The 19048-nt window shown below is 61.1% G+C and carries 16 protein-coding genes and 2 pseudogenes; 10 read left to right on the top strand and 8 right to left on the bottom strand.

Annotated elements, in window-relative coordinates; all coding sequences use genetic code 11:
- Window positions 1-108 precede the first annotated feature (108 nt).
- The 3 genes and pseudogenes from H0S73_RS22645 to H0S73_RS22635 all read left to right on the top strand — a co-directional run bounded on the left by H0S73_RS22645 (window position 109) and on the right by H0S73_RS22635 (window position 2194).
- Window positions 109-519: an EF-hand domain-containing protein gene (locus H0S73_RS22645; RefSeq protein ID WP_246389365.1), complete on the top strand. Its 411-nt coding sequence runs from the start codon at window positions 109-111 to the stop codon at window positions 517-519.
- A 166-nt stretch (window positions 520-685) separates the two neighbouring features.
- Window positions 686-967 (top strand): annotated as a pseudogene (locus H0S73_RS22640) (hypothetical protein); the annotation flags it as partial.
- A pseudogene (locus H0S73_RS22635) lies at window positions 960-2194 on the top strand (HlyD family secretion protein). The pseudogenes H0S73_RS22640 and H0S73_RS22635, both read left to right, overlap by 8 nt.
- 226 nt (window positions 2195-2420) lie before the next feature.
- Here the strand turns inward: H0S73_RS22635 and H0S73_RS25555 are convergent.
- Genes H0S73_RS25555 through H0S73_RS22620 form a run of 4 tightly spaced genes read right to left on the bottom strand, consistent with a single transcriptional unit; the run spans window position 2421 to window position 5565 of the window.
- On the bottom strand, window positions 2421-2543 hold the full coding sequence (locus H0S73_RS25555) for a DUF2474 domain-containing protein (protein WP_202050039.1): 123 nt from the start codon (window positions 2541-2543) through the stop codon (window positions 2421-2423).
- Complete coding sequence (cydB, locus tag H0S73_RS22630; RefSeq protein ID WP_181054499.1) at window positions 2543-3550, bottom strand: cytochrome d ubiquinol oxidase subunit II; 1008 nt, start codon at window positions 3548-3550, stop codon at window positions 2543-2545. Before cydB ends, H0S73_RS25555 begins: the two co-directional genes overlap by 1 nt.
- 3 nt (window positions 3551-3553) lie before the next feature.
- Complete coding sequence (locus H0S73_RS22625; RefSeq protein WP_181054498.1) at window positions 3554-4978, bottom strand: cytochrome ubiquinol oxidase subunit I; 1425 nt, start codon at window positions 4976-4978, stop codon at window positions 3554-3556.
- Window positions 4979-4980: 2 nt separating this feature from the next.
- On the bottom strand, window positions 4981-5565 hold the full coding sequence (locus H0S73_RS22620) for a MarR family transcriptional regulator (RefSeq protein WP_181054497.1): 585 nt from the start codon (window positions 5563-5565) through the stop codon (window positions 4981-4983).
- A 590-nt stretch (window positions 5566-6155) separates the two neighbouring features.
- Here H0S73_RS22620 and petA point away from each other — a divergent pair.
- Window positions 6156-6704 carry a ubiquinol-cytochrome c reductase iron-sulfur subunit gene (gene petA / locus H0S73_RS22615; protein WP_343058469.1) on the top strand — a complete coding sequence of 183 codons (549 nt, stop codon included), beginning with the start codon at window positions 6156-6158 and terminating at the stop codon, window positions 6702-6704.
- Between the two features lie 22 nt (window positions 6705-6726).
- Here the strand turns inward: petA and H0S73_RS26405 are convergent, their stop codons facing one another.
- Window positions 6727-7143, bottom strand: a complete 417-nt coding sequence (locus H0S73_RS26405) for a Rid family hydrolase (RefSeq protein WP_202050037.1) — start codon at window positions 7141-7143, stop codon at window positions 6727-6729.
- Between H0S73_RS26405 and H0S73_RS22605 the strand changes: the two genes are divergently transcribed.
- Window positions 7037-7318 carry a cation transporter dimerization domain-containing protein gene (locus H0S73_RS22605; RefSeq protein ID WP_181054689.1) on the top strand — a complete coding sequence of 94 codons (282 nt, stop codon included), beginning with the start codon at window positions 7037-7039 and terminating at the stop codon, window positions 7316-7318. The genes H0S73_RS26405 and H0S73_RS22605 overlap by 107 nt on opposite strands.
- Window positions 7319-8122: 804 nt before the next feature.
- On the opposite strand, the gene H0S73_RS22600 is transcribed toward H0S73_RS22605, so the two are convergent.
- Complete coding sequence (locus H0S73_RS22600; RefSeq protein ID WP_181054494.1) at window positions 8123-8629, bottom strand: hypothetical protein; 507 nt, start codon at window positions 8627-8629, stop codon at window positions 8123-8125.
- Between the two features lie 650 nt (window positions 8630-9279).
- Between H0S73_RS22600 and H0S73_RS25920 the strand changes: the two genes are divergently transcribed.
- The 3 genes from H0S73_RS25920 (at window position 9280) to H0S73_RS22590 (ending at window position 12420) form a co-directional block, all read left to right on the top strand.
- On the top strand, window positions 9280-9396 hold the full coding sequence (locus H0S73_RS25920) for a histidine kinase (RefSeq protein WP_246389363.1): 117 nt from the start codon (window positions 9280-9282) through the stop codon (window positions 9394-9396).
- Between the two features lie 141 nt (window positions 9397-9537).
- Window positions 9538-9957, top strand: a complete 420-nt coding sequence (locus H0S73_RS22595) for a sensor histidine kinase (protein WP_181054492.1) — start codon at window positions 9538-9540, stop codon at window positions 9955-9957.
- A 489-nt stretch (window positions 9958-10446) separates the two neighbouring features.
- Window positions 10447-12420 carry a heme lyase CcmF/NrfE family subunit gene (locus H0S73_RS22590; RefSeq protein WP_181054490.1) on the top strand — a complete coding sequence of 658 codons (1974 nt, stop codon included), beginning with the start codon at window positions 10447-10449 and terminating at the stop codon, window positions 12418-12420.
- A gap of 178 nt (window positions 12421-12598) precedes the next feature.
- Here the strand turns inward: H0S73_RS22590 and H0S73_RS22585 are convergent, their stop codons facing one another.
- Together H0S73_RS22585 and H0S73_RS26400 are read right to left on the bottom strand one after the other, a co-directional pair.
- Window positions 12599-13870 (bottom strand): L,D-transpeptidase family protein, encoded by a 1272-nt coding sequence (locus H0S73_RS22585; RefSeq protein ID WP_181054489.1) that lies wholly within the window; start codon window positions 13868-13870, stop codon window positions 12599-12601.
- Window positions 13871-14534: 664 nt separating this feature from the next.
- On the bottom strand, window positions 14535-15143 hold the full coding sequence (locus tag H0S73_RS26400) for an SAM-dependent methyltransferase (protein WP_181054488.1): 609 nt from the start codon (window positions 15141-15143) through the stop codon (window positions 14535-14537).
- A 784-nt stretch (window positions 15144-15927) separates the two neighbouring features.
- Between H0S73_RS26400 and H0S73_RS22575 the strand changes: the two genes are divergently transcribed.
- Both H0S73_RS22575 and hmpA read left to right on the top strand, forming a co-directional pair.
- The gene (locus tag H0S73_RS22575; RefSeq protein WP_246389361.1) at window positions 15928-16857 is read left to right on the top strand and encodes an amidoligase family protein; all 930 of its coding nucleotides are present in this window, start codon (window positions 15928-15930) and stop codon (window positions 16855-16857) included.
- Between the two features lie 531 nt (window positions 16858-17388).
- Window positions 17389-18603, top strand: coding sequence for an NO-inducible flavohemoprotein (gene hmpA, locus H0S73_RS22570; protein WP_181054487.1), 1215 nt, complete (start codon window positions 17389-17391; stop codon window positions 18601-18603).
- Window positions 18604-19048: the final 445 nt, after the last annotated feature.

Below are 19048 nucleotides of genomic sequence, written 5' to 3'. Positions count from 1 at the left end.
TTGGGGGCGAGCCGTACCACCGATGTCACCGACGCGCTCCGTTGAGCGCCTGAAGACAAGGAGGAGCCCACGATGTTGACCACACTGTCACACACAGCCGCCTTGGCCATGATGATTGCCGCCGGCATGACGGCCGCGGCCACCGCGCAGACCACCGCAGCCGACCCGCACCATCCCGGGATGACGCTCGCACAGGCGATGCAGCCGTCCGGTCCGATGGGATCGGGCATGATGAGCCAGGGCCAAGGGGCACAGTCCGGTCAGTCCACAACAATGCCACCCGCTCAATCCGGAATGATGTGCGGCATGATGCAGCCCGGGATGATGGGTCGCGGCATGATGGGCGTGCCCGCACCCGCGCCGATGAAGATCTTCTTTGCCTTTGCCGATGCGAACGGCGACGGCGGGCTCTCCTTTGACGAGGTGACGGCCATTCACAAGCGGATCTTCGACAGGATCGACGCCAACAAGGACGGCAAAGCGACACCCGAGGAAATCCAGGCCTTCATGCGGGAGTAGCCGAGCCCCACACCGCCGATCTCACGGCTACCACCTGCGGAGTAACGAGGCAGGCTCTCAAGGCTCTGGAACTATAACAGCTTCAGACAGGGCGCGCTCATGCGCGCCCTTTTTGTATCCGGGGCATACGTCTGGCACAGACCTCGGATTTTCGTAGCCGCACGATGAGTTCGAGATCGTCGCCGTGCTGGGGCTCCTCGCCTTGTTCACGCACATCCAAGCCTTCTGGGTGGCCGGGCTGTTGCTCGCTCTGATCGACATTCCCGATTTTGGCAATCCGCTGCGCAGGATTGCCGGTTCCCTTGAGAGGATCGCCGGCATCCCGCCCGGTAAGGGTGCTGACGAGCCCAATGGAAGCGCGGCCGACCACGCCCCGGGCGAAGGCTTGGCCGAAGTACCGAAAGTCGTTACTTTATCTCGCATGCCGAAGGACCAAGCCGATGCTTGAGCTTCTTCTCTGCTCCCTGCTGACAATCCTGCCGGACTACCTTTACCGCCGTTACGGACAGGGCAAGCGGATCGGCAAGGAAATCACCCTCTTCTCAGTATGGTTCGAGCTCCGGTGGGGTATCATCACCTGCCTGATGCTCACCATCGGGCTGATCACGGTGATCTTCTACAACCACCCGTCGACCACTAACGCCACGGCTTTCTTCCGCACAATCCCGATCCTGCCCGAGACCAACGGACGTGTGGCTGAGGTCAATCTTGGCGTAAGCGGCGAGATCAAGCAGGGCCAACCGATCTTCCGGCTCGACAGCTCGAAGCAGGAGGCAGCGGTGGAGACCGCCCGCCGCAAGATTGCTCAAGTGGACGCGGAGCTGGTGGCGGCACAGACCGATGTCGCGGCGGCCGAAGGCAAGATCCAGGAGGTCAGGAGCGCCCATCAGCAGGCCGTAGACGAGCTGGCAACCAAGCAAGAGATCTACCGGCGCAACCCGGGTGCCGTGGCCACACGGGACATCGAGAAGCTGCAGGTCGCCGTTCAGGGGCGCCAAGGCGGCATCGACGCCGCCGTTGCCGCCAAGGAGCAGGCGGAAACGCGGATCTCCACTTTGCTGCCGGCCGAGAAGGCCAGCGCCGAGGCCGAGCTGGCCCAGGCACAGGTGGACCTGGACAAGACCGTCATCCGAGCCGGTGTGGATGGGCGGGTGGAGCAGTTCACCTTGCGGGTGGGCGACATTGTCAACCCGCTTATGCGGCCAGCCGGCGTCCTGATCCCGGAGGGCGCCGGGCGCGGGCGACTGCAGGCTGGCTTTGGGCAGATTGAGGCGCAGGTCATGAAGGCTGGCATGGTTGCCGAGGCTACCTGTGCGTCGAAACCTTGGACGGTGATCCCTTTGGTGGTGACCGGGGTGCAGGATTTCATCGCCGCCGGCCAGATCCGCAGCGGCGAGCAGTTACTCGATCCACAGCTGGTCGTACGGCCGGGCACCATCTTGGTCCTTCTTGAGCCGCTGTACGAGGGTGGGCTCAACGGCATCACGCCGGGCAGCAGTTGCGTGTAAATGCCTATACCAGTAACTATGAACTGATCGCCTCGGGCACCATCGGCCCATTCCGACGCTTCGCCCTTCACGCGGTGGATACCGTTGGGCTCGTGCATGCCATGATCCTGCGCATTCAGGCGCTGGTGTATCCGATCCAAACCCTCGTGTTCGGCGGCGGACACTGAAGGAGATGGTTGAGGGAATGCCGTGGCCTCTGTCCCTTCGAGCGGGTCTTGGCTTGGTAGGATAGTAGCCTGAAAAGAGCATGAGGATCTGCGGGGCGGTCAGGCATCTGCCCGTCTGTGGTCCTTGTCATTGTCGTTCATCATTCCGGGATATCAGTGCTGTGGCCAGGACAAAGGATGGGAGGCACGCCGATTGCGCTTGGTTGGGTCTGTCCTGCATGGGACGTCATGTCAGCCAGAGCCGGATAACAACACTGACCGTTCCGGTGGTGCCCACACCTGCGGCCCAGAGGCCGACGAACCACAGCCATCGCCTGAGGCCGCAGCCCTGTTCGAGATCGTTGGTCATCAATGGTATCCCTCGTGTCCGGTCTTGCCGCGGAACACCCAGTACGAGTACCCGGTGTAGGCGAGGATGATCGGGATCAGCACGCTCGCACCCATCAGCATGAATAGCAGGCTCGACTCGGGTGCCGCGGCTTGGTGGATGGTGACCGCGTTCGGCACCACGTACGGGAACATGCTCACGCCCAATCCGACGAGGCAAAGGGCGAACAGCCCCAGCGTCAGCAGGAACGGCCAGTACTCCCAGCGGCGCACGAGGCCCACGAGCAACGTCCCTGAGCAGAGGCCGACCAGCAGCGGCACCTGGGCGGTGAACAGCACCTGCGGCCAGGCAAACCAGCGCTCGTAATAGGCGCCGCTGAGGAATGGCGTTGCCGCACTGACCAGACCGATGCAGACGATCAGCCCAAGAGCGAGCTTGCCGGCGAGGCGATAGCTGTGATCCTGGACGGCGCCCTCGGTCTTCATCACCAGCCAGGTCGCGCCGAGCAGGGCATAGCCGATCACGAGGCTGAACCCAACCAGCAGACTGAATGGTGTCAGCCAATCCCACCAGCCGCCGGCATAGGAGCGCCCCTCGACCACGATGCCCTGGAGCAGGGCGCCGAGCGTGATACCCTGCGCCAGGGTTGCGACGACGGAGCCCGTCGTAAAGGCGAAGTCCCAGTAGCGGCGATGGCCTGGATCGCGCCAGCGGAACTCGAACGCGACGCCGCGGAAGATCAGCGCCAGCACCATGGCAATGATCGGGGCGTAGAGGGCCGGCAGGATGATGGCGTAGGCGAGGGGGAAGGCTGCCATCAGGCCGCCGCCACCGAGCACCAGCCAGGTCTCGTTGCCGTCCCAGACCGGGGCGACCGAGTTCATGGCGCTGTCGCGCTCCGGTCCCGGCGCGAAGAACGGGAACAGGATGCCGATGCCGAGATCGAAGCCGTCCATCACCACGTAGGCAAAGACCGCGAAGGCGATGACGAAGGCCCAGAGCGTGGGAAGATCGAAAACAGGCATCATGATCTAAGCCTCCGCGCCGAGGGTGCGGGCCGGATCGACCGAGGGAGCCGGCGTGATACCGGCGGTGCGGATGGGATGGTCGGGGCCGGCTTCGGGCCCGGTCTCGCCCGGATGCGGAGCTTTGCCCATGAGCTTCAGGATGTACCCGGTGCCGGCCCCGAACACGATGAAATAGACGACGATGAAGGTGAGCAGCGAGGCCGCGACGGCCGGAGCCTCGAGCGGCGAGGCGGATGCCGCCGTCTTGAGCAGACCATAGACGGTGAAGGGCTGCCGCCCGACCTCCGTCGTGACCCAGCCGGCGATCACGGCCACGAAGCCCGACGGTCCCATGAAGAGCGCGAGCCGGTGCAGCAGGGGCCAGTCGTAGAGCCTGCCGCGCAGGCGAGCCCAAAGGCCGAGCATCCCGAGAGCGAGCATCGCGAAGCCGATCGCCACCATGATGCGGAAGGACCAGAACACCACGGGCACGTAAGGCCAGTTCGCACGGTCGACCGTGTCGAGCCCGTTCAAGGGGGCGTTCGGATCGTGCTTGAGGATGAGCGAGGAGGCCTTCGGGATCTCGACGGCATGGCGCACCGTGCCGGCCTCCTGATCAGGGATGCCGAACAGGATCAGGGGCGCACCCTCGGGATGGCTCTGGAAGTGTCCCTCCATCGCCATGACCTTGGCGGGCTGGTGCTCCAGGGTGTTGAGGCCGTGCATGTCGCCGGCGAAGATCTGGAGCGGTGCGACGACCGCTACCATGCCCATGGCCATCGAGAACATCACCCGGGCGCCCTTGTTGGCGCGCTCGCGCAGGAGATGCCAGGCACCGACACCGCCAACGACTAGAGCCGTCGTGAGGTAGGCGGCGAACACCGTGTGCACCAGGCGATAGGGGAACGACGGGTTGAAGATGATCGCCCACCAGTCCTGGGGCACGAACTGTCCGGCCTCGTTGATCCCGTAGCCGACCGGAGTCTGCATCCAGGAATTGGCGGAGAGGATCCAGAAGGCCGAGATGAAGGTGCCGACAGCGACCGCAAGCGTCGCGGCGAAGTGCAGCTTGCGTCCGACGCGCCCCATGCCGAACAGCATGATGCCGAGGAAGCCGGCCTCCAGGAAGAAGGCGGTCATGACCTCGTAGGCCATCAGCGGGCCGATGACCGGCCCGGCCTTGTCGGAGAACACGGCCCAGTTGGTGCCGAACTGGTAGGACATGACGATGCCCGAGACCACGCCCATGGCAAAAGCCAGGGCGAAGATCTTGAGCCAGTACTTGAACAGGTTGAGGTAGACCTCGCGCCCGGTCCACAGCCACAGCCCCTCCAGCACGGCGAGATAGCTCGCCAGCCCGATCGAAAACGACGGGAAGATGAAGTGGAACGAGACCGTGAACGCGAACTGGAAGCGCGCGAGCAGCAGCGCATCGAACTGGTCGAACATTTCTACTTGTCCTTGGCGTCGTCGCGGCGGCTCTTCTTCGATCCCGGCACGACGAAGAGGCGGTCCTTCATCTCGAGGATCTTCTGCACCTTCGAGCCCAGCGTCAGGAGCTGGACGAGACGCTCCGTATCGAGCCGCTGCACGTCGGCGTACCAGCCGGTGAGAAGCTCGAAGAGGTCGTGCATCTCGCGCATGCGCTCCTGGGCATGGCGCTCCTCGCTACTGGCGGGCTCCTGCATGAGCACCTCCCGAAGGAGCGTCATGGTCGGGTCGATCTCCCGCTTCTTGCGCTCCTCGACGAGGGTGCGGACGATCTGCCAGATGTCGTCGGGCGTGGCGAAGTAGTCGCGACGGTCGCCCGGCTTGTGCTGGAGCCGCACCAGGTTCCAGGCCTGCAGCTCCTTGAGGCCCATGCTGACATTGGAGCGGGACACGCCGAGCCGCTCGACGATGTCCTCGGCGTTCAGCGGCTCCTTTGAGAGGTAGAGCAGGGCGTAGATCTGCCCGACGGTGCGGTTGATGCCCCAGCGGGAGCCCATCTCGCCGAAGTGCAGCACGAAGGTTTGGACGATCGGAGGGAGATTCACGGGGCATCCTGTAATTTCAGAATTTTCTGAAATATCGGATGTCATTGATCGAAGTCAAGTCATGTGGCAGTTGTGCTGAAAGACAGGCCTCAGGTCTCTTCAAGGTCAACAGGCCCAAAAACTGTGTCGACTTCGACGGCGGCTTGGTGCGTCAGCACTGGACCCAAAGCGTGAGCAGGTAACTGCGCGGGACGCGACTGCCGAGCTTCAAAAGATAATCGCTTGCTGCGAAGCTGCTTTCCAATCTACCTGGTCTGTGGAACTGATTACGTTCTACAACGATCCCTGCGTCTACGCGGCATCTGCCTGGAGGCGATAGGTGAACCCATGCCGCCGGTTTGGGCCGCGGTGCGGGACACCGTTTCCTCCGTCGACGCACAGGCCGACTAGAATGAGGCGGCTGACGTCCAGGATAAGCAGACCGGATTGGGCCGTAGATAAGCCGTCCGGGCAACTCGGTGTCCAGTTCCGCTCTGTTCTGTCCCACCGGGATGGAAAGATCACCACCTAACATGATCGTGATTCTTCTCGCTCTAGCTTCTAAGGCATACAGGCGCGTCTTTCGACCTCAACAAGTGCAGGAGATTTACGTGACCGAGACCGCCCCTCACGTCACTGAGCCGACTCGACGCGATTTCTTGTTCGTTGCAACCGGCGCAGCCGCCGCTGTTGGCGGAGCCACCCTGGTGTGGCCCTTCGTCCAGTCCCTGGCGCCCGATGCGGCGACGGTGGCTGCCGGTGCTCCCGTCGAGGTTGATCTGGGACCCATTGCTGAAGGGCAACTCGTAAAGCTCTTCTGGCGCGGCAAATTGGTCTTCATCCGCCACCGCACGTCCGAGGAGATCAAGGCGGCTGAGGATGTTAACATCGCCTCCCTGCGCGACCCGCAGGCCGATTCCGAGCGCGTGAAGAACGGCAAGCCGCAGTGGCTCGTGGTTTACGGCAACTGCACCCACCTGGGCTGCGTGCCGCTCAGCAACCAAGGCGAGTATAAGGGTTGGTTCTGCCCCTGCCACGGCTCGGTGTTCGACACCTCGGGCCGCGTCCGCGGCGGACCGGCGCCGATCAATCTGCCGATCCCACCCTATTCCTTCGCATCTGACACAAAGGTGGTAATCGGCCAACGAGAGACGGCATGATTTTTGGGTAACGATGACGCTATCACACTAAGTCGTTCACAGTTCGGATTTGACCATTTCTGGCGGATGATTTGAACAACGGAAAGAGAACTGAACGATGCTGCGGGCTGGCGTATCCTCCCGCAGCCACCCTCGCTCTATCACCAAAGATAGCTGGAACGAGATCCTGCCTGTGCCCGGCCAGATAAGTTCTCATCTGGAGGATACCACATGGGCGGGCATGCAGCGCTACGAGCGTTTCAGGAAGGTTGGCGAAGCACTGGCGGGCTTGAGCAGCATCTTCCTTATCGCCAACCACGGCACCGGACGCGTCAAGAGCGACCTGACCGGAGATCGCCGCCGAAGGTGCGACAGCGATCTCTGCAATCGCTTCAGAGACCCCTGAGAGAGCCGAGGGTGCACTGGAGGCCCATGATCTAAGGACCGGCCACGCAGGCAAGATGGCCTTCGTCGATCTTCATCTGGTCGTGCCGGGCGCGATGTCGGTCTCGTTCGCTCATGACATCTGCGACCGCATCGAATGGACCCTCCGTAAAGAGGTCGAATATGCACTGATCACACTCCGTGTCGAGCCGGGGAACAAGGCCAAGCCCGCCGGAATTGTCGTGGTCTAGCTCGGGATAAAGCCAGTGCCTCGAATGTTGCTGCGGATCAGGGCGCTAACATCCATGCACTACTGCACGAATAGATGTTTAGCGGCGTGACCTGATTGCAGCAGAGGCAACGCCTCGCGTCGCCCTTTATCGTTCGATGACGACCGAACAGGCTGCGGGTGCAGCTCGAGATTTTTGATGCGCAGGCGTAATTTTCACAGTTAATTTGGCGCCACGCAGGGCAACCAAGCCGATCATGCCTGGCAACATGAAAGTGGGCGCACCTTACATCCGTACGGCCCCCTGTTCTCTTGTGGCGGAGCAAAGTAGACGGGATTAATTTCGTCTCGAGAGCGACTGTCCTTGGTTGAAAATGCGACTGTGTTATTGGAAGCAGATCTCGCCTGACTCCTCAGTGCAAAGACGCGGCTGATGGCATGATTGCCTGCATCGTCGCGTTAGCCCGTGTGCCAGATCTCAGATGGGAGCGACACTCGGTTTCAGGCGGGGGAGTGCCACAGGGACGATCTCTGCCGTTGTCTCGCCAGCAGCGCACCCGCCGGAGGCAATGGTTCCATGCTCGTGCTTGGTGCAGGGTGCAGGGTGCTCTCACCCAGTTGCCTTAAGGGGACTTTGCCGATCTGGCGTGTGGGCTTGCCTTTCGCCTTTACGGCAGACGCAAAGGGTTCGTCATGGTAGGGGTCGTCTACAACAGCATCACGCGGATCTTTTGGCTGGGCTGCTGCCATAAGGCTGCGCCGGCAACAGCCATCAATGCCTTTGGATTAAACCAACCCGCCTGTGCGAGGCACATATGAACAGATATTATTTTGCCGCCGACCGGCTATTCATACGAGCTTGCCTTACCTGCCCGTCTGAGTGAACAAGGACCTCAACCACATGAGACAGTCGGTTAGCCAAGTCAGCGGCTTCGGCCTTCTGACGCCGAGAGGCTTTCATGGCATGAAAACGCATGCGGTAGAGATCCGCCAGAATAGAACAAGCAGTTGCCAAACTGTCGGCGATCTCACCTGTCGGCGACGTCGCATCTAGGAAAGTCCGGCAACGGGCCGCGCTACGTTCGAGATCTCCTAGGGTATCGTTCAGATTATCCAAACTGACCCCACGTGCGAGCAAAGCATCGCTCGCTGGGAGACCAAGAAGTCCGGATAGAAGGTCTGCAACATGTACCAACGCAAGTCCATAGGCCTGAGCCTTCCTATTGCCTCCTTTGTCTATTTTGGCGCGAAGCCGGATGAGCAGTGATTTTGCCCGCGCGAGATCTCTCTCGACTGCATCACTGTCGTGATGTCCTGCCATCCATTTGCACATTTGCGTATCTATTGTTTGGGAATCAGCCCATCGGCTGAGGTCGCAAACATAAGGCATTCTAAGGTTCAGGCAAGGAACCAAGGGGGATGAGATCCCTTCTGCGACATCATGCTCGAAGTCCTCGGAACGCTCCAAAGTGACAGACCTGAACGCGACCGAATTACAGACTAAGCTGTGGCCGACGCCAGAGGACCTCCTATCAGCCCTAGCGTTTCTGTTCCCATCAACACGCGGCACCAGCGTGCTCGTGATCTCTAACGTCTAAGGGTTGCCTTGAGCGCGGTGGATCCTGCGTACCCTTACGATCCACCGCGGCGGCAGATCATTTTATCGACAAGTTGATGTAACGAGGCAGAGCTAATTGATGTTCACGTCCGGCCACAGCCATCTTGATCGATGACGTGGACGAGAGCGGAGCCCCGGTCCTGGTCGCATACCGGAGTTCCGGGGCAACCAACTGGACGACCGTGGTCGCTGTCCCGCTCTCTCGTCAATGCACCAGTCACGGGCGTCCCGCGGCAGATGGAGGGAATGGCGACCTTCCTCGATCCAGCCAGCGGCCTCGCCACACTGTTCACGACACGCCAGGTAGAGCAGCCGCTCTGATCGCTGTCGGATCAGGTCACGGGAGCGAACAAGAGGTCAGCGCAGTGTCCAGGCCATTGCTCGCCCTTCAGGAGGAGGAGTGGCAACGTATCGCCCGCGAGCTGCATGCCTCGACGGCGCAGCACCTCGTGGCGGCGAACCTCGGATTGTCGGGCCCTTAGGCCGGGGTCCGGCAGAGCCCTGCGGGCCGGAAGGTCCTGGCTGAGGTCGAGCCTCTGCTCACCGAGGCGCTGAGGGAGTTGCGCATCATCACCTGCCTGCTGCATCCACCGAACCTGGAGAAGGACTGACTCCAAGCCTCGGTGCGGGACTTTGCCGAAGGCTTCGTGGAGCGGACGGAGCTTGTCGCCCAAATCCGGATTCCGGAGGAGATCGACGAGCTGCCGCCGGACATGCAGCGGGCGGTCCTGCGCGTGGTGCAGGAGGCCCTCCCCAACGTGCATCGGCACGCCGGCGCCTCGCACGTGTCGGTCAATGCCCGAACCGTGTCCCGATATCTGGCCGTCGGCATCCGCGACAACGGACACGGCATGGCAACCTCGGCCCGGCCAGATGGAGCGATCCGGTTCGGCGGCGACCTGCGGATCCGACCGAGCCGGAGCGGCACCGGTATCGTCACAATGGTTCCGGCCCCAAGTGCCGGCCGGGCGCCGCTCCCTGCCGGACACTGCGGATGCCGTGACCGGCCAAGGCGGACGGCCGGGGCCTTCACCGAAGTTTAAGGGTCTGCCACCTGCTGTTTCAGGGTTTTGCAAATGGGTTTGCTCCCGGAGGGGCAAACCCCAAACCGTACAACGCCTCGAGACCATCCCGGAGCGCAAGGATCGCGCTGGGTTTGCTTATGCTTAATGGGGCAAAGCCCCGACCACCCTCCATCTTGATTGAAATGACATCTCGTCCAACATCGGCCTCCCTTGGTTGATTGCAGCATTCGGCCTGCTGCAACAGGTTGCCGGGTTGGTGCTATCGCTTGCCGTCTCAACCAAGTGGCATCGTAGGCGCGACGCCGCATGGGCCTCTGCCGGTTCGTCGTTATTCAACCAGGGGTTGGTCAATAGTGGATCAACGATGACCTTCCAGATTTTCTGGTCTGCGAGTAGGCTTGAAGAGCGTCGCTTGAGTGACCTTGACCCCGGGATTGCTGAATCCAACCGGGCGTCAACGAGCGATCAGACCAGGCGCGAACGCTGATCAGAGAGTGGAGATGACCAATGCTCATTGAGGCCGGACATTATGCCCTCGCGTTGGCTTTGAGCTTATCTTTGATCCAGATCATTGTGCCGCTCTGGGGTGCACGGGTCAACGATCCTGCCTTGATGGGGGTCGCGCCGGCAACCGCCCTCGCGGTGGCGGGCTGTGTTGCCTTTGCCTTCTTGGCGCTGACCACCGCTTATGTGACCTCCGACTTCTCGGTTCTGAACGTGGTCGCAAACTCCCACTCGACAAAGCCGATGATCTACAAAATCTCGGGGGTGTGGGGAAACCACGAGGGCTCGATGCTCCTCTGGGTTCTGATCCTGACCTTGTTCGGGGCCATTCTTGCTATGGCAAAGGATGCAGTGCCGCAGCGGCTTCGGGCCAATACGCTTGCCGTCCAAGCATCGATTACCCTGGCGTTTCTGCTCTACCTGCTCATCGTCTCAAACCCGTTCACGCGGGTCACTCCTGCTCCGCTCGAGGGGCAGGACCTGAACCCGCTGCTGCAGGATCTCGGGCTCGCGATTCATCCGCCGCTCCTCTACCTCGGCTATGTGGGCTTCTCGATTTCATTCGCCTTCGCCGTGGCAGCCCTGATCGGCGGGCGCATTGATGCGGTCTGGGCGAGAGTCGTGCGCCCCTGGACTCTCGGGGCCTGGATCTTCCTGACACTGGGCATCGCTATGGGCTCGTACTGGGCCTACTACGAACTCGGCTGGGGTGGCTGGTGGTTTTGGGATCCGGTGGAGAACGCTTCCTTCATGCCTTGGCTCGCTGGCACAGCCCTCCTGCATTCCACCGTGGTCATGGAGCGCCGGGATGCACTCAAAGTGTGGACAATCCTGCTCGCCATTCTCACTTTCTCCTTATCGCTGCTCGGAACGTTTTTGGTCCGATCCGGCATCCTAACGTCGGTGCACTCCTTCGCCGTTGATCCGGCCCGTGGTGTCTTTATTCTCGCCATTCTCATCGTCTTTATCGGCGGTTCGCTGGCCCTGTTCGCATGGCGTGCACCGCTCCTACGGCAGGGCGGCCTGTTCGCGCCGGTGTCGCGGGAGGGGGCGCTCGTGATGAACAATCTCTTCCTGGCGACTGCCTGCGCGACCGTCTTCATCGGCACGCTCTACCCGCTGGCCTTGGAGGCTCTGACCGGGGAAAAGATTTCGGTCGGAGCGCCCTTCTTCAACTTAACCTTTGTGCCACTTGTGGTTCCGCTTCTCCTGCTGTTGCCTCTCGGCCAGGCCCTAGCCTGGAAACGGGGCAACCTCCTTGGCACGACCCAACGCCTCTTCCTGGTGTTCGGCTTCACCTTGTTTGCCACTTTCGTTCTCTTTGCTCTCACGATCAAAGGGCCCGTTGCAGCGCCGCTCGGCGTTGGTCTCGGCGTGTTTCTGATCCTAGGTTCCCTCAATGAGATCGTGACGCGATCCTGGCGACGTGGTCAGCCGTTCAGCATTACGTTGCGCAAGGTGGCTGGCCTGCCGCGCTCGGCCTGGGGTATGGTGATGGCTCATGCTGGCGTTGGTCTAACTGTGATTGGCATCGCCGCGTCAGCCTGGGGCGTCGAGAATATAGCGACGATGCGCCTGGGTGAGCAGGTCAGAGTAGGGTCATATCACGCGCGTCTGGAGAGTGTTCAGCCGAGGACCGGCCCTAATTATCGCGAGGATGTGGCACGGCTGTCAGTAATTCGGGCTGACCGGGCCATTGGCACTGTCGAGACGATGAAGCGCGTCTATCCAGCCCGAGGCATGCCGACGACGGAAGCCGGCATTCTCACGATCGGGTTGAGCCAAATCTACATCAGTTTTGGTGACGTGCAGGCGGATGGTGCGATTGCCATCCGGCTTTACTACAAACCTCTGATCCTGCTCATCTGGCTTGGTGCGATTGTTATGGCTGCGGGCGGCACCTTGTCACTGAGTGACCGGCGCTTCCGCATCGGAGCGCCAGTGCAGGCGAGGATGGTGCCTGTTCCAGCCGAATAGATGCCGTGGCAGATCCTTCGAGTCGCCGGTTGGGTCAAGGTGAGACAGTTGCTGTCGTCCGGCTCTGTATGTCGATCAATCACGGCGGTCAGCCCCTCCGCAATCCAGAAGTGCGCGCATCGAACTTTGAGCAGGGGCGAGAGCAGATCGAGACAATGCTCAACAAACTGGCTTCCCTCTAGTTTTGCAGGAACATCTCCTGATCCGGCTCGGTCGGGGTGCGGCTCGCCACCGGGATGGCGTTGCCGAGGCCGTCCATGTTGTAGATGTCGTCGCGGAACTGCACCAAGCCGTCCGGGGTCGCCCAAGCCGTGATGTAGACCCAGTAGACATTGATCGCCTGCATGAGCCTAGCATCGATGCGGTCGCCGGACTTGAAGGTGGCGTCGATCTGCTCGCGGCTCCAGCCGGGGGTGTCCTTCAGCAGCCACTCGATGTAGTCACGCACATTCTGTACGCGGATGCAGCCGGACGACACGAAACGGAAATCGTCGCCGAAGATGCCTTTGGACGGAGTGTCATGCATATAGACTCCATCCTTATTCGGCATGTTAATGCGAACGAAGCCCATCGAGTTGATCTCACCGCCGGGATCTTGCTTGAACATATACCGAGTGGCTTCATTTGAGTTCCAGTTAATCTGCTCGGGTCTAATCTCCTGACCCTGACCGTTGATGATTCGGATCTTGTTTTCGGTCAGGTAGTTCGGCTCCTTCTGCATCTTCGGAATCAGGTCTTTCCGAATGATCGAAGCTGGAACCGTCCAGAACGGGTTGAAGTTCACTTCCGTGATCTTAACATTGATGATGGGCGACTGACGGTCGATCTTGCCGACGCCGGCCGCGTGACGGGTATGAACGACGCCGCCCTCCACCGTCTCCACGAGAGCCGCCGGGATGTTGGCGACCACGTACTTGTTGGGAAGTCCGGCGCCGCCGAGGGTGCGCAGGCGAGAGACGTTGATCTCAAGCTGACGGATGCGGACGTCGACCGGCACGTTCATGGCCGCCACCGTCGGGGCGGTCACAGTACCGGTGGAGCTGATGCCGTGGCGGGCTTGGAAGCGGCGGACGGCAGCCTCGACATAGGAATCGAAGATCGGCGACTCGCCGGCGGCCGGATCCAGGTCGCCCGTGACGATGAGGCGCTGGCGCAGGGCCATGACGGCCGGGCTCTTGGAGCCGACGCGCAGGCCCTGGACGCCCTGGACGGGCTGCCAGCCGCCGCGGGCCGCGATGTTGCGGTAGTACTCGATCATCTGCTCGGTGGCGGCGAGCGCCTCCGCGGACAGCATCGGGGTCGAGGTGCGCTGCACGCGGGTGCGGGACACGGCCTCGTAGTTCTGCGACCACTCGGCCTGGCTCTGGGCGAATTGCTGGGCCAGGGCTCCGGTAGCCGGCGTGAAGATCAGGGCGAGCGATCCAGTCAGGAGGGTACGGCGAGACAACATGAGCGCAAGCTCTTCCCGGTTAGGTATGGTCATGGCGGGAGCGGCGGACAGGCGCCCGCTCCCCCTTCTCCTGGCGATAAGTGCCGGGATAGGATTAAAGAACGGTATCGAAAACAGGGAACATCGGGTTCGTTGTATGGCAAATGGAACCGCCCGATCTCACTTCTGCGTGAGGAGCTTAGCTTGGTGCTCACGAACGCGGTCCGCCGTAGCGCATCGAGCGGAAAACTGGACCCGGTTTTTTGCTCACGTGGACCTTCGGTTCGGATCCAACGATTCGAACTTCAAGAAATGGAGCATCGTTGGATACTACAAACAGGAGCCCGCTTCTGGATCCAATACTCTAGCAGCCTGATGACCAGTCTTGTGGGTCACAGCCGGATTCTCCTCGCCCGGTGACCGAGAATTCTTCCCCGGTCCGGAAGCGCTCATCCTGTGCCTTCAGCAAATGCGGTTGCTCAGCGTCGAGCAACTTCGCAATAAGTTTATCTCGCAATTCAATCTGATGCCGTTGCTCGACACGATCCATCAGACCGCTGTCTGACACAGCGAGCAAATGCTCAAGCGGCCATAGAGATGGCTCAAGTGAAGCGATGCTATACCCGCCCCGGTGCAGGGATCAACCGCAGAACACCTGATCTACATGCTCATCTTGCAACACGTATCAGCGACGTCGATGGCCGATTGTGCAGACCAAAGAGCCTCTCCGGCGTGGTAGAGCCTCTACACGTGTTCCCGTCCATCCAGCGCCGATCATGTCGAGTCGTGTATCCTCGCCGAGTGCAGTGGCACCTCCCAGCGATGCTTGGGCATCTGTTGCAATGATAATGCGACCACCAGCGGAGATAACGTCGGATAGCCTGCGAAGAATTCCAATCCGATTTTCCACGTCTTCGACTGTGTTGATGCAGAGCACTTTATTGACAGGCTCGATGCCGCCGCTTAGGGCCTCCAGCGCTCCGTGACGCAGACTCAGCCGACCTAGAAGACATGCGGCGCGGTTGCGGCGGTACGCGATGGCGAGCTTCACCAACCAAGGATCGAAGCCAACAACCCTGCTTGCGCCGTAGGCCAGGCAGAGAGACAGCTCTAGCCCGGAACCGCATCCCAACACCAGAATTCGGTCACCGGGTTGAACGTCGAGAAGTGCTGTGAGCCAATAGTGCTGTTGCCATCTGAAGACACACGATGTTCTCTGTACAGAAATCCCAAGAAGGGTTCCGAGTTGCCCGGACAGACAATGTGAAGGTGCAGCGCGCGGGAAGTCGCTCATTGCATTTACACTCCGTCAAAAGCCGCAGCAGAATGGTGCACAATGATCTTCACGGACGGCCTTGTCCCCGATGTACCTGTATGCCGAAAGAAACCGGCGGTGAGTTCGGATCGGCCTCCGGCCTTGTGACCTCAACACGTGTTACTTGCCTATACGGCTCCTCCCGCAAATACCAGATTAAGTATTTTCCATGACTCAGACGAGCGGGGCGTCCGTTCAGAATGGCTCATACTCGCTTGATGGGACGACGCCGGGTGGACTCCCGCGCGACTAAGCAGCCATTTTCCCCTGCCAAGCTGTGACCTGGAACAGGTAAGAGCCGTTAAACCGCACGCCAACCGATGCAGCCCGATCCTCAAAGCCTGCCGGGGCTATGTCGGCATCATGGAGAGGCCGCTCAAACGTCCAGCCTTCTAAGTCGAGGAACCTGGGTACGGGCCAGTGTTCCGGCACAGCACAGAGAAGCTCAGGCCGCGGCCTGTTCCGGAACAGGTTATAGGTGCACTCGCGTGCGGATGGTCTAGCAGAAGCCAGCAACGACATGGACATCGCGGTAAGGTCCTTTGGAAGCCGTCACTCGTTTAAGTTGTTGATCCAGAACGGCTGTCGCAAGCCTTACCGGACCTTAATAATATTTTGTATCGTCCTCATGAGGTATACGAGGCAAGAAGTAATGCATTCCGGCACGGCCTTATCCTTGTCTGCACCAGCCGTCCGCAGATTGTACAGGAGCCGCAGGATCGTTCATTGAGGTCAGTCTCCATCGTCCCCATGTCAGGCGATGATGAACGACATTGCCATCACAGCCGGCGCTCTTAACCCACCCATTCTGATGGGCGCGGACGGCTCGTTCCGGCGAGTCGGGGTTGAGATCGAGTTCCTGGGCCCCACAGCCCGGGCTGCCGCGGAGGCCCTTGCGAATGATCTTGGCGGAAGCTGTGAGGCTGAGGACCCGCACGCTTTCAGGGTCACCGGCACCGGCCTGGGCGACCTGCTGATCGAAACCGACCTGCGGCACGTTCACCCTGACCGCCATCCGGAACTCGACCTTAGGCTGAACCGCCGCTTGGCGACATGGCTCGGCACAGTGACCGCACCGTTTGTCCCGCGCGAGCTCATCACCGCCCCCTTGCCCATCGCCCGGCTCTCGCAGATGGACATCGTCATAGCCAGCTTGCGGGCAGCGGGAGCGCATGGCCGCGGGGCCGTGCTCTGGGACTCGCTGGGCCTCCACTTCAACATCGATCCACCGCATCTTGATGCGACAACGGTAATGGCCTTTCTGAAGGCTTTTCTCCTGGTCGGCGACCGGCTGCGGCGGGAAATCGCGCACGGGAGCTTTCGTCATGCCCTCGTCCTACCGCCCGACTACCCGCAGGCCTACAAGCACCGCGTGCTTGATCCCACCTACTGGCCGCGCCTGCCGGAATTGACCGAAGATTATCTTGTGGCGAACCCGACCCGGAAGCGTGCGTTGGATCTTCTGCCCCTGCTAGCTCACTTCGATGAGGAGCGGGTGCGCTCTGTTCTGCCGCATGAGAAGATCGCATCCAGGCCGGTGTTTCATTACCGGCTGCCGCAGGCGCACCTGAGCGATCCTGCCTGGAGTATCATGCCGGACTGGCAGCGCTGGCTGAGCGTGGAGCGTCTAGCAGCGTGTACGGAAGGGCTTGCCGCATTGGGTAAGGCCGTTCTGAGCCGTGGGAGCGCATGACCAAGTTCGGCAGGGTTTCGTAAATGTGATTCGAGTCCACTGATAATCGCTCTTTGACCATCTGGCTCTTAATCGGAAGGTCCTGGGTACAGATTCCAGTGCGCTCACTAGCAGTATCGTAGGCTGATCGGCATTTACCCTTCTGTGACATGTCCATTCAGGTGGCCTGATGCTCCGGGTGGCGCTGGGATTTGCTTATGGTAGCTACCTGGCCGAAGCCGACGCGAGTGAGAGGCGGGGACTTAATTGTCTGCTCCGCTCGTCGGAGACGGGTTGGACACGGTTTATGCGGTGTATAGTGGCAAGACTGGATTCCTGATTTTACGAATGAGCTCGCCTACATCATGGGCTGCTGCGGCCAATAGAGATCAGGAACTCCCCTTAAGGATATGACCTGGATTCCCGGTCATTCTGTGAGAGGGTACATATCGCTGATCCTCAGGGGCGGGATCATGATGTGGATTGGGTCCACCAATGCATTGCGCTTCCGCAATCATCCCGTCCACCCACGACGCATCGAAGGATGATCCCATGTCTACCTCGCTCAGCGACACGACCATTCATCTGGTAAAGGCCACGGTCCCGGCCCTCCAGGAGCATGGCTTGGCGATCACGAAGCGCATGTACGAGCGCATGTTCCGGAACGAGGAGATCCGCGACCTCTTCAACCAGTCGCATCATGGCGAGACCGGATCCCAGCCGAAAGCCCTTGCCTCCGCTGTTCTCGCCTATGCGCAAAACATCGACAATCTTGGTGCGTTGGCACCCGCGGTGGAGCGGATCGCACAGAAGCACGTGGGGCTGAACATCCTGCCCGAGCACTACCCGCATGTGGCCGAGGCGCTGCTCGAGGCGATCAAGGACGTGCTTGGCGACCCCGCCACCGACGAGATCTTGGCCGCCTGGGGCGAGGCCTACTGGTTCCTGGCTCACGTGCTGATCGGGCGCGAGAAGGCTATCTACACCAGCCTGGCCACGGCACCCGGCGGCTGGAACGGCTGGCGCAATTTCCGGATCGAGAGCAAGCAGAAGGAGAGCGAGATCATCACCTCGTTCGTGCTCTGGCCCGAGGACGGCGGTCCCGTCCTGCGCCATCAGCCGGGGCAGTACCTGACCTTCTGGATCGATGTGCCGGGCCAGCATCCGCTCAAGCGCAATTACAGCATCTCCAGTGCGCCGAACGACCAGACCTACCGCATCTCGGTCAAGCGGGAGCCGCAGGGTGTCGCGTCCACCTGGCTGCACGACAAGGCCGAAGTTGGGACCATTCTTAAGGTTGCCCCGCCGGCCGGCGAGTTCTCCCTCAACGAGGAGTCGCCGCGCCCGGTTGTGCTCCTGAGCGGCGGCGTCGGGCTGACCCCGATGATGAGCATGCTGGAGACCATTGCAGCCAAGTACCCCAACAAGGCCGTCCATTACGTGCATGGCACGCTCAACGGCTCCACCCATGCCATGAAGGACCGCGTCCGCTCCCTGGCCGAGGCCCATCCTAACATCCGGGTCACGACCTTCTACGTCGAGCCTCGCCCGGCGGACCGTCAGGGAGAGGACTACGACCATGAGGGTCTGATCTCGGTGGACTGGGTGCGGGCCAACACGCTGCTGGACGAGGCCGGTTACTACCTGTGCGGCCCGCGGCCGTTCCTGCGGGCGTTCGTGGGCGGATTAGCCCTTGCTGGGGTCCGGTCAAATCGCATCCACTACGAGTTCTTCGGACCAGCCGACGAAATCCTGGCAGCGGCTTGAGCGGTTGGGCCCTCGACGGATCCAGTGGCGAATAAAACGAGGGCGGCTGGAGCCGTGCCTGCGGATCTTGAACAATTTAGGAATAGCAGCGCGGGTTGCCACGCGGATGAGCCCACGCTCTGGCCAGGCTAAGCGACCAGCCTTTTGAACCTCTGGCCAGCTCGCCCTTCTGGCAGCAGGCTCAGGCTGGGCCTGAGAGGCGTTCAGGATGGTAGACCGAAAGCTGTTGAGGCAAGCCTTGAGTGAACTCGTGATCCTGAAGAACCGAGGGCATGATCCCTCACGCTTCCTTGGGCAACTCGACGCGTCAGCCCTAGAGGAGTGGGCAGAGCGCCTCAGTGTCGATCCATTCAGACTTAATAAACTCGTTCTCGCCAAGGTCATGATCGCAAGCTACCACTTGCGCGAGGTCCCGCATCAGCCGCCAGCGGATTGATGATTCGCC

Origin of the sequence: Microvirga mediterraneensis (genome assembly GCF_013520865.1) — a bacterium.
GTDB lineage: Bacteria > Pseudomonadota > Alphaproteobacteria > Rhizobiales > Beijerinckiaceae > Microvirga > Microvirga mediterraneensis.
Note: the sequence above shows the minus strand (reverse complement) of the source record. Positions and strands in the feature narration are given on the sequence as shown.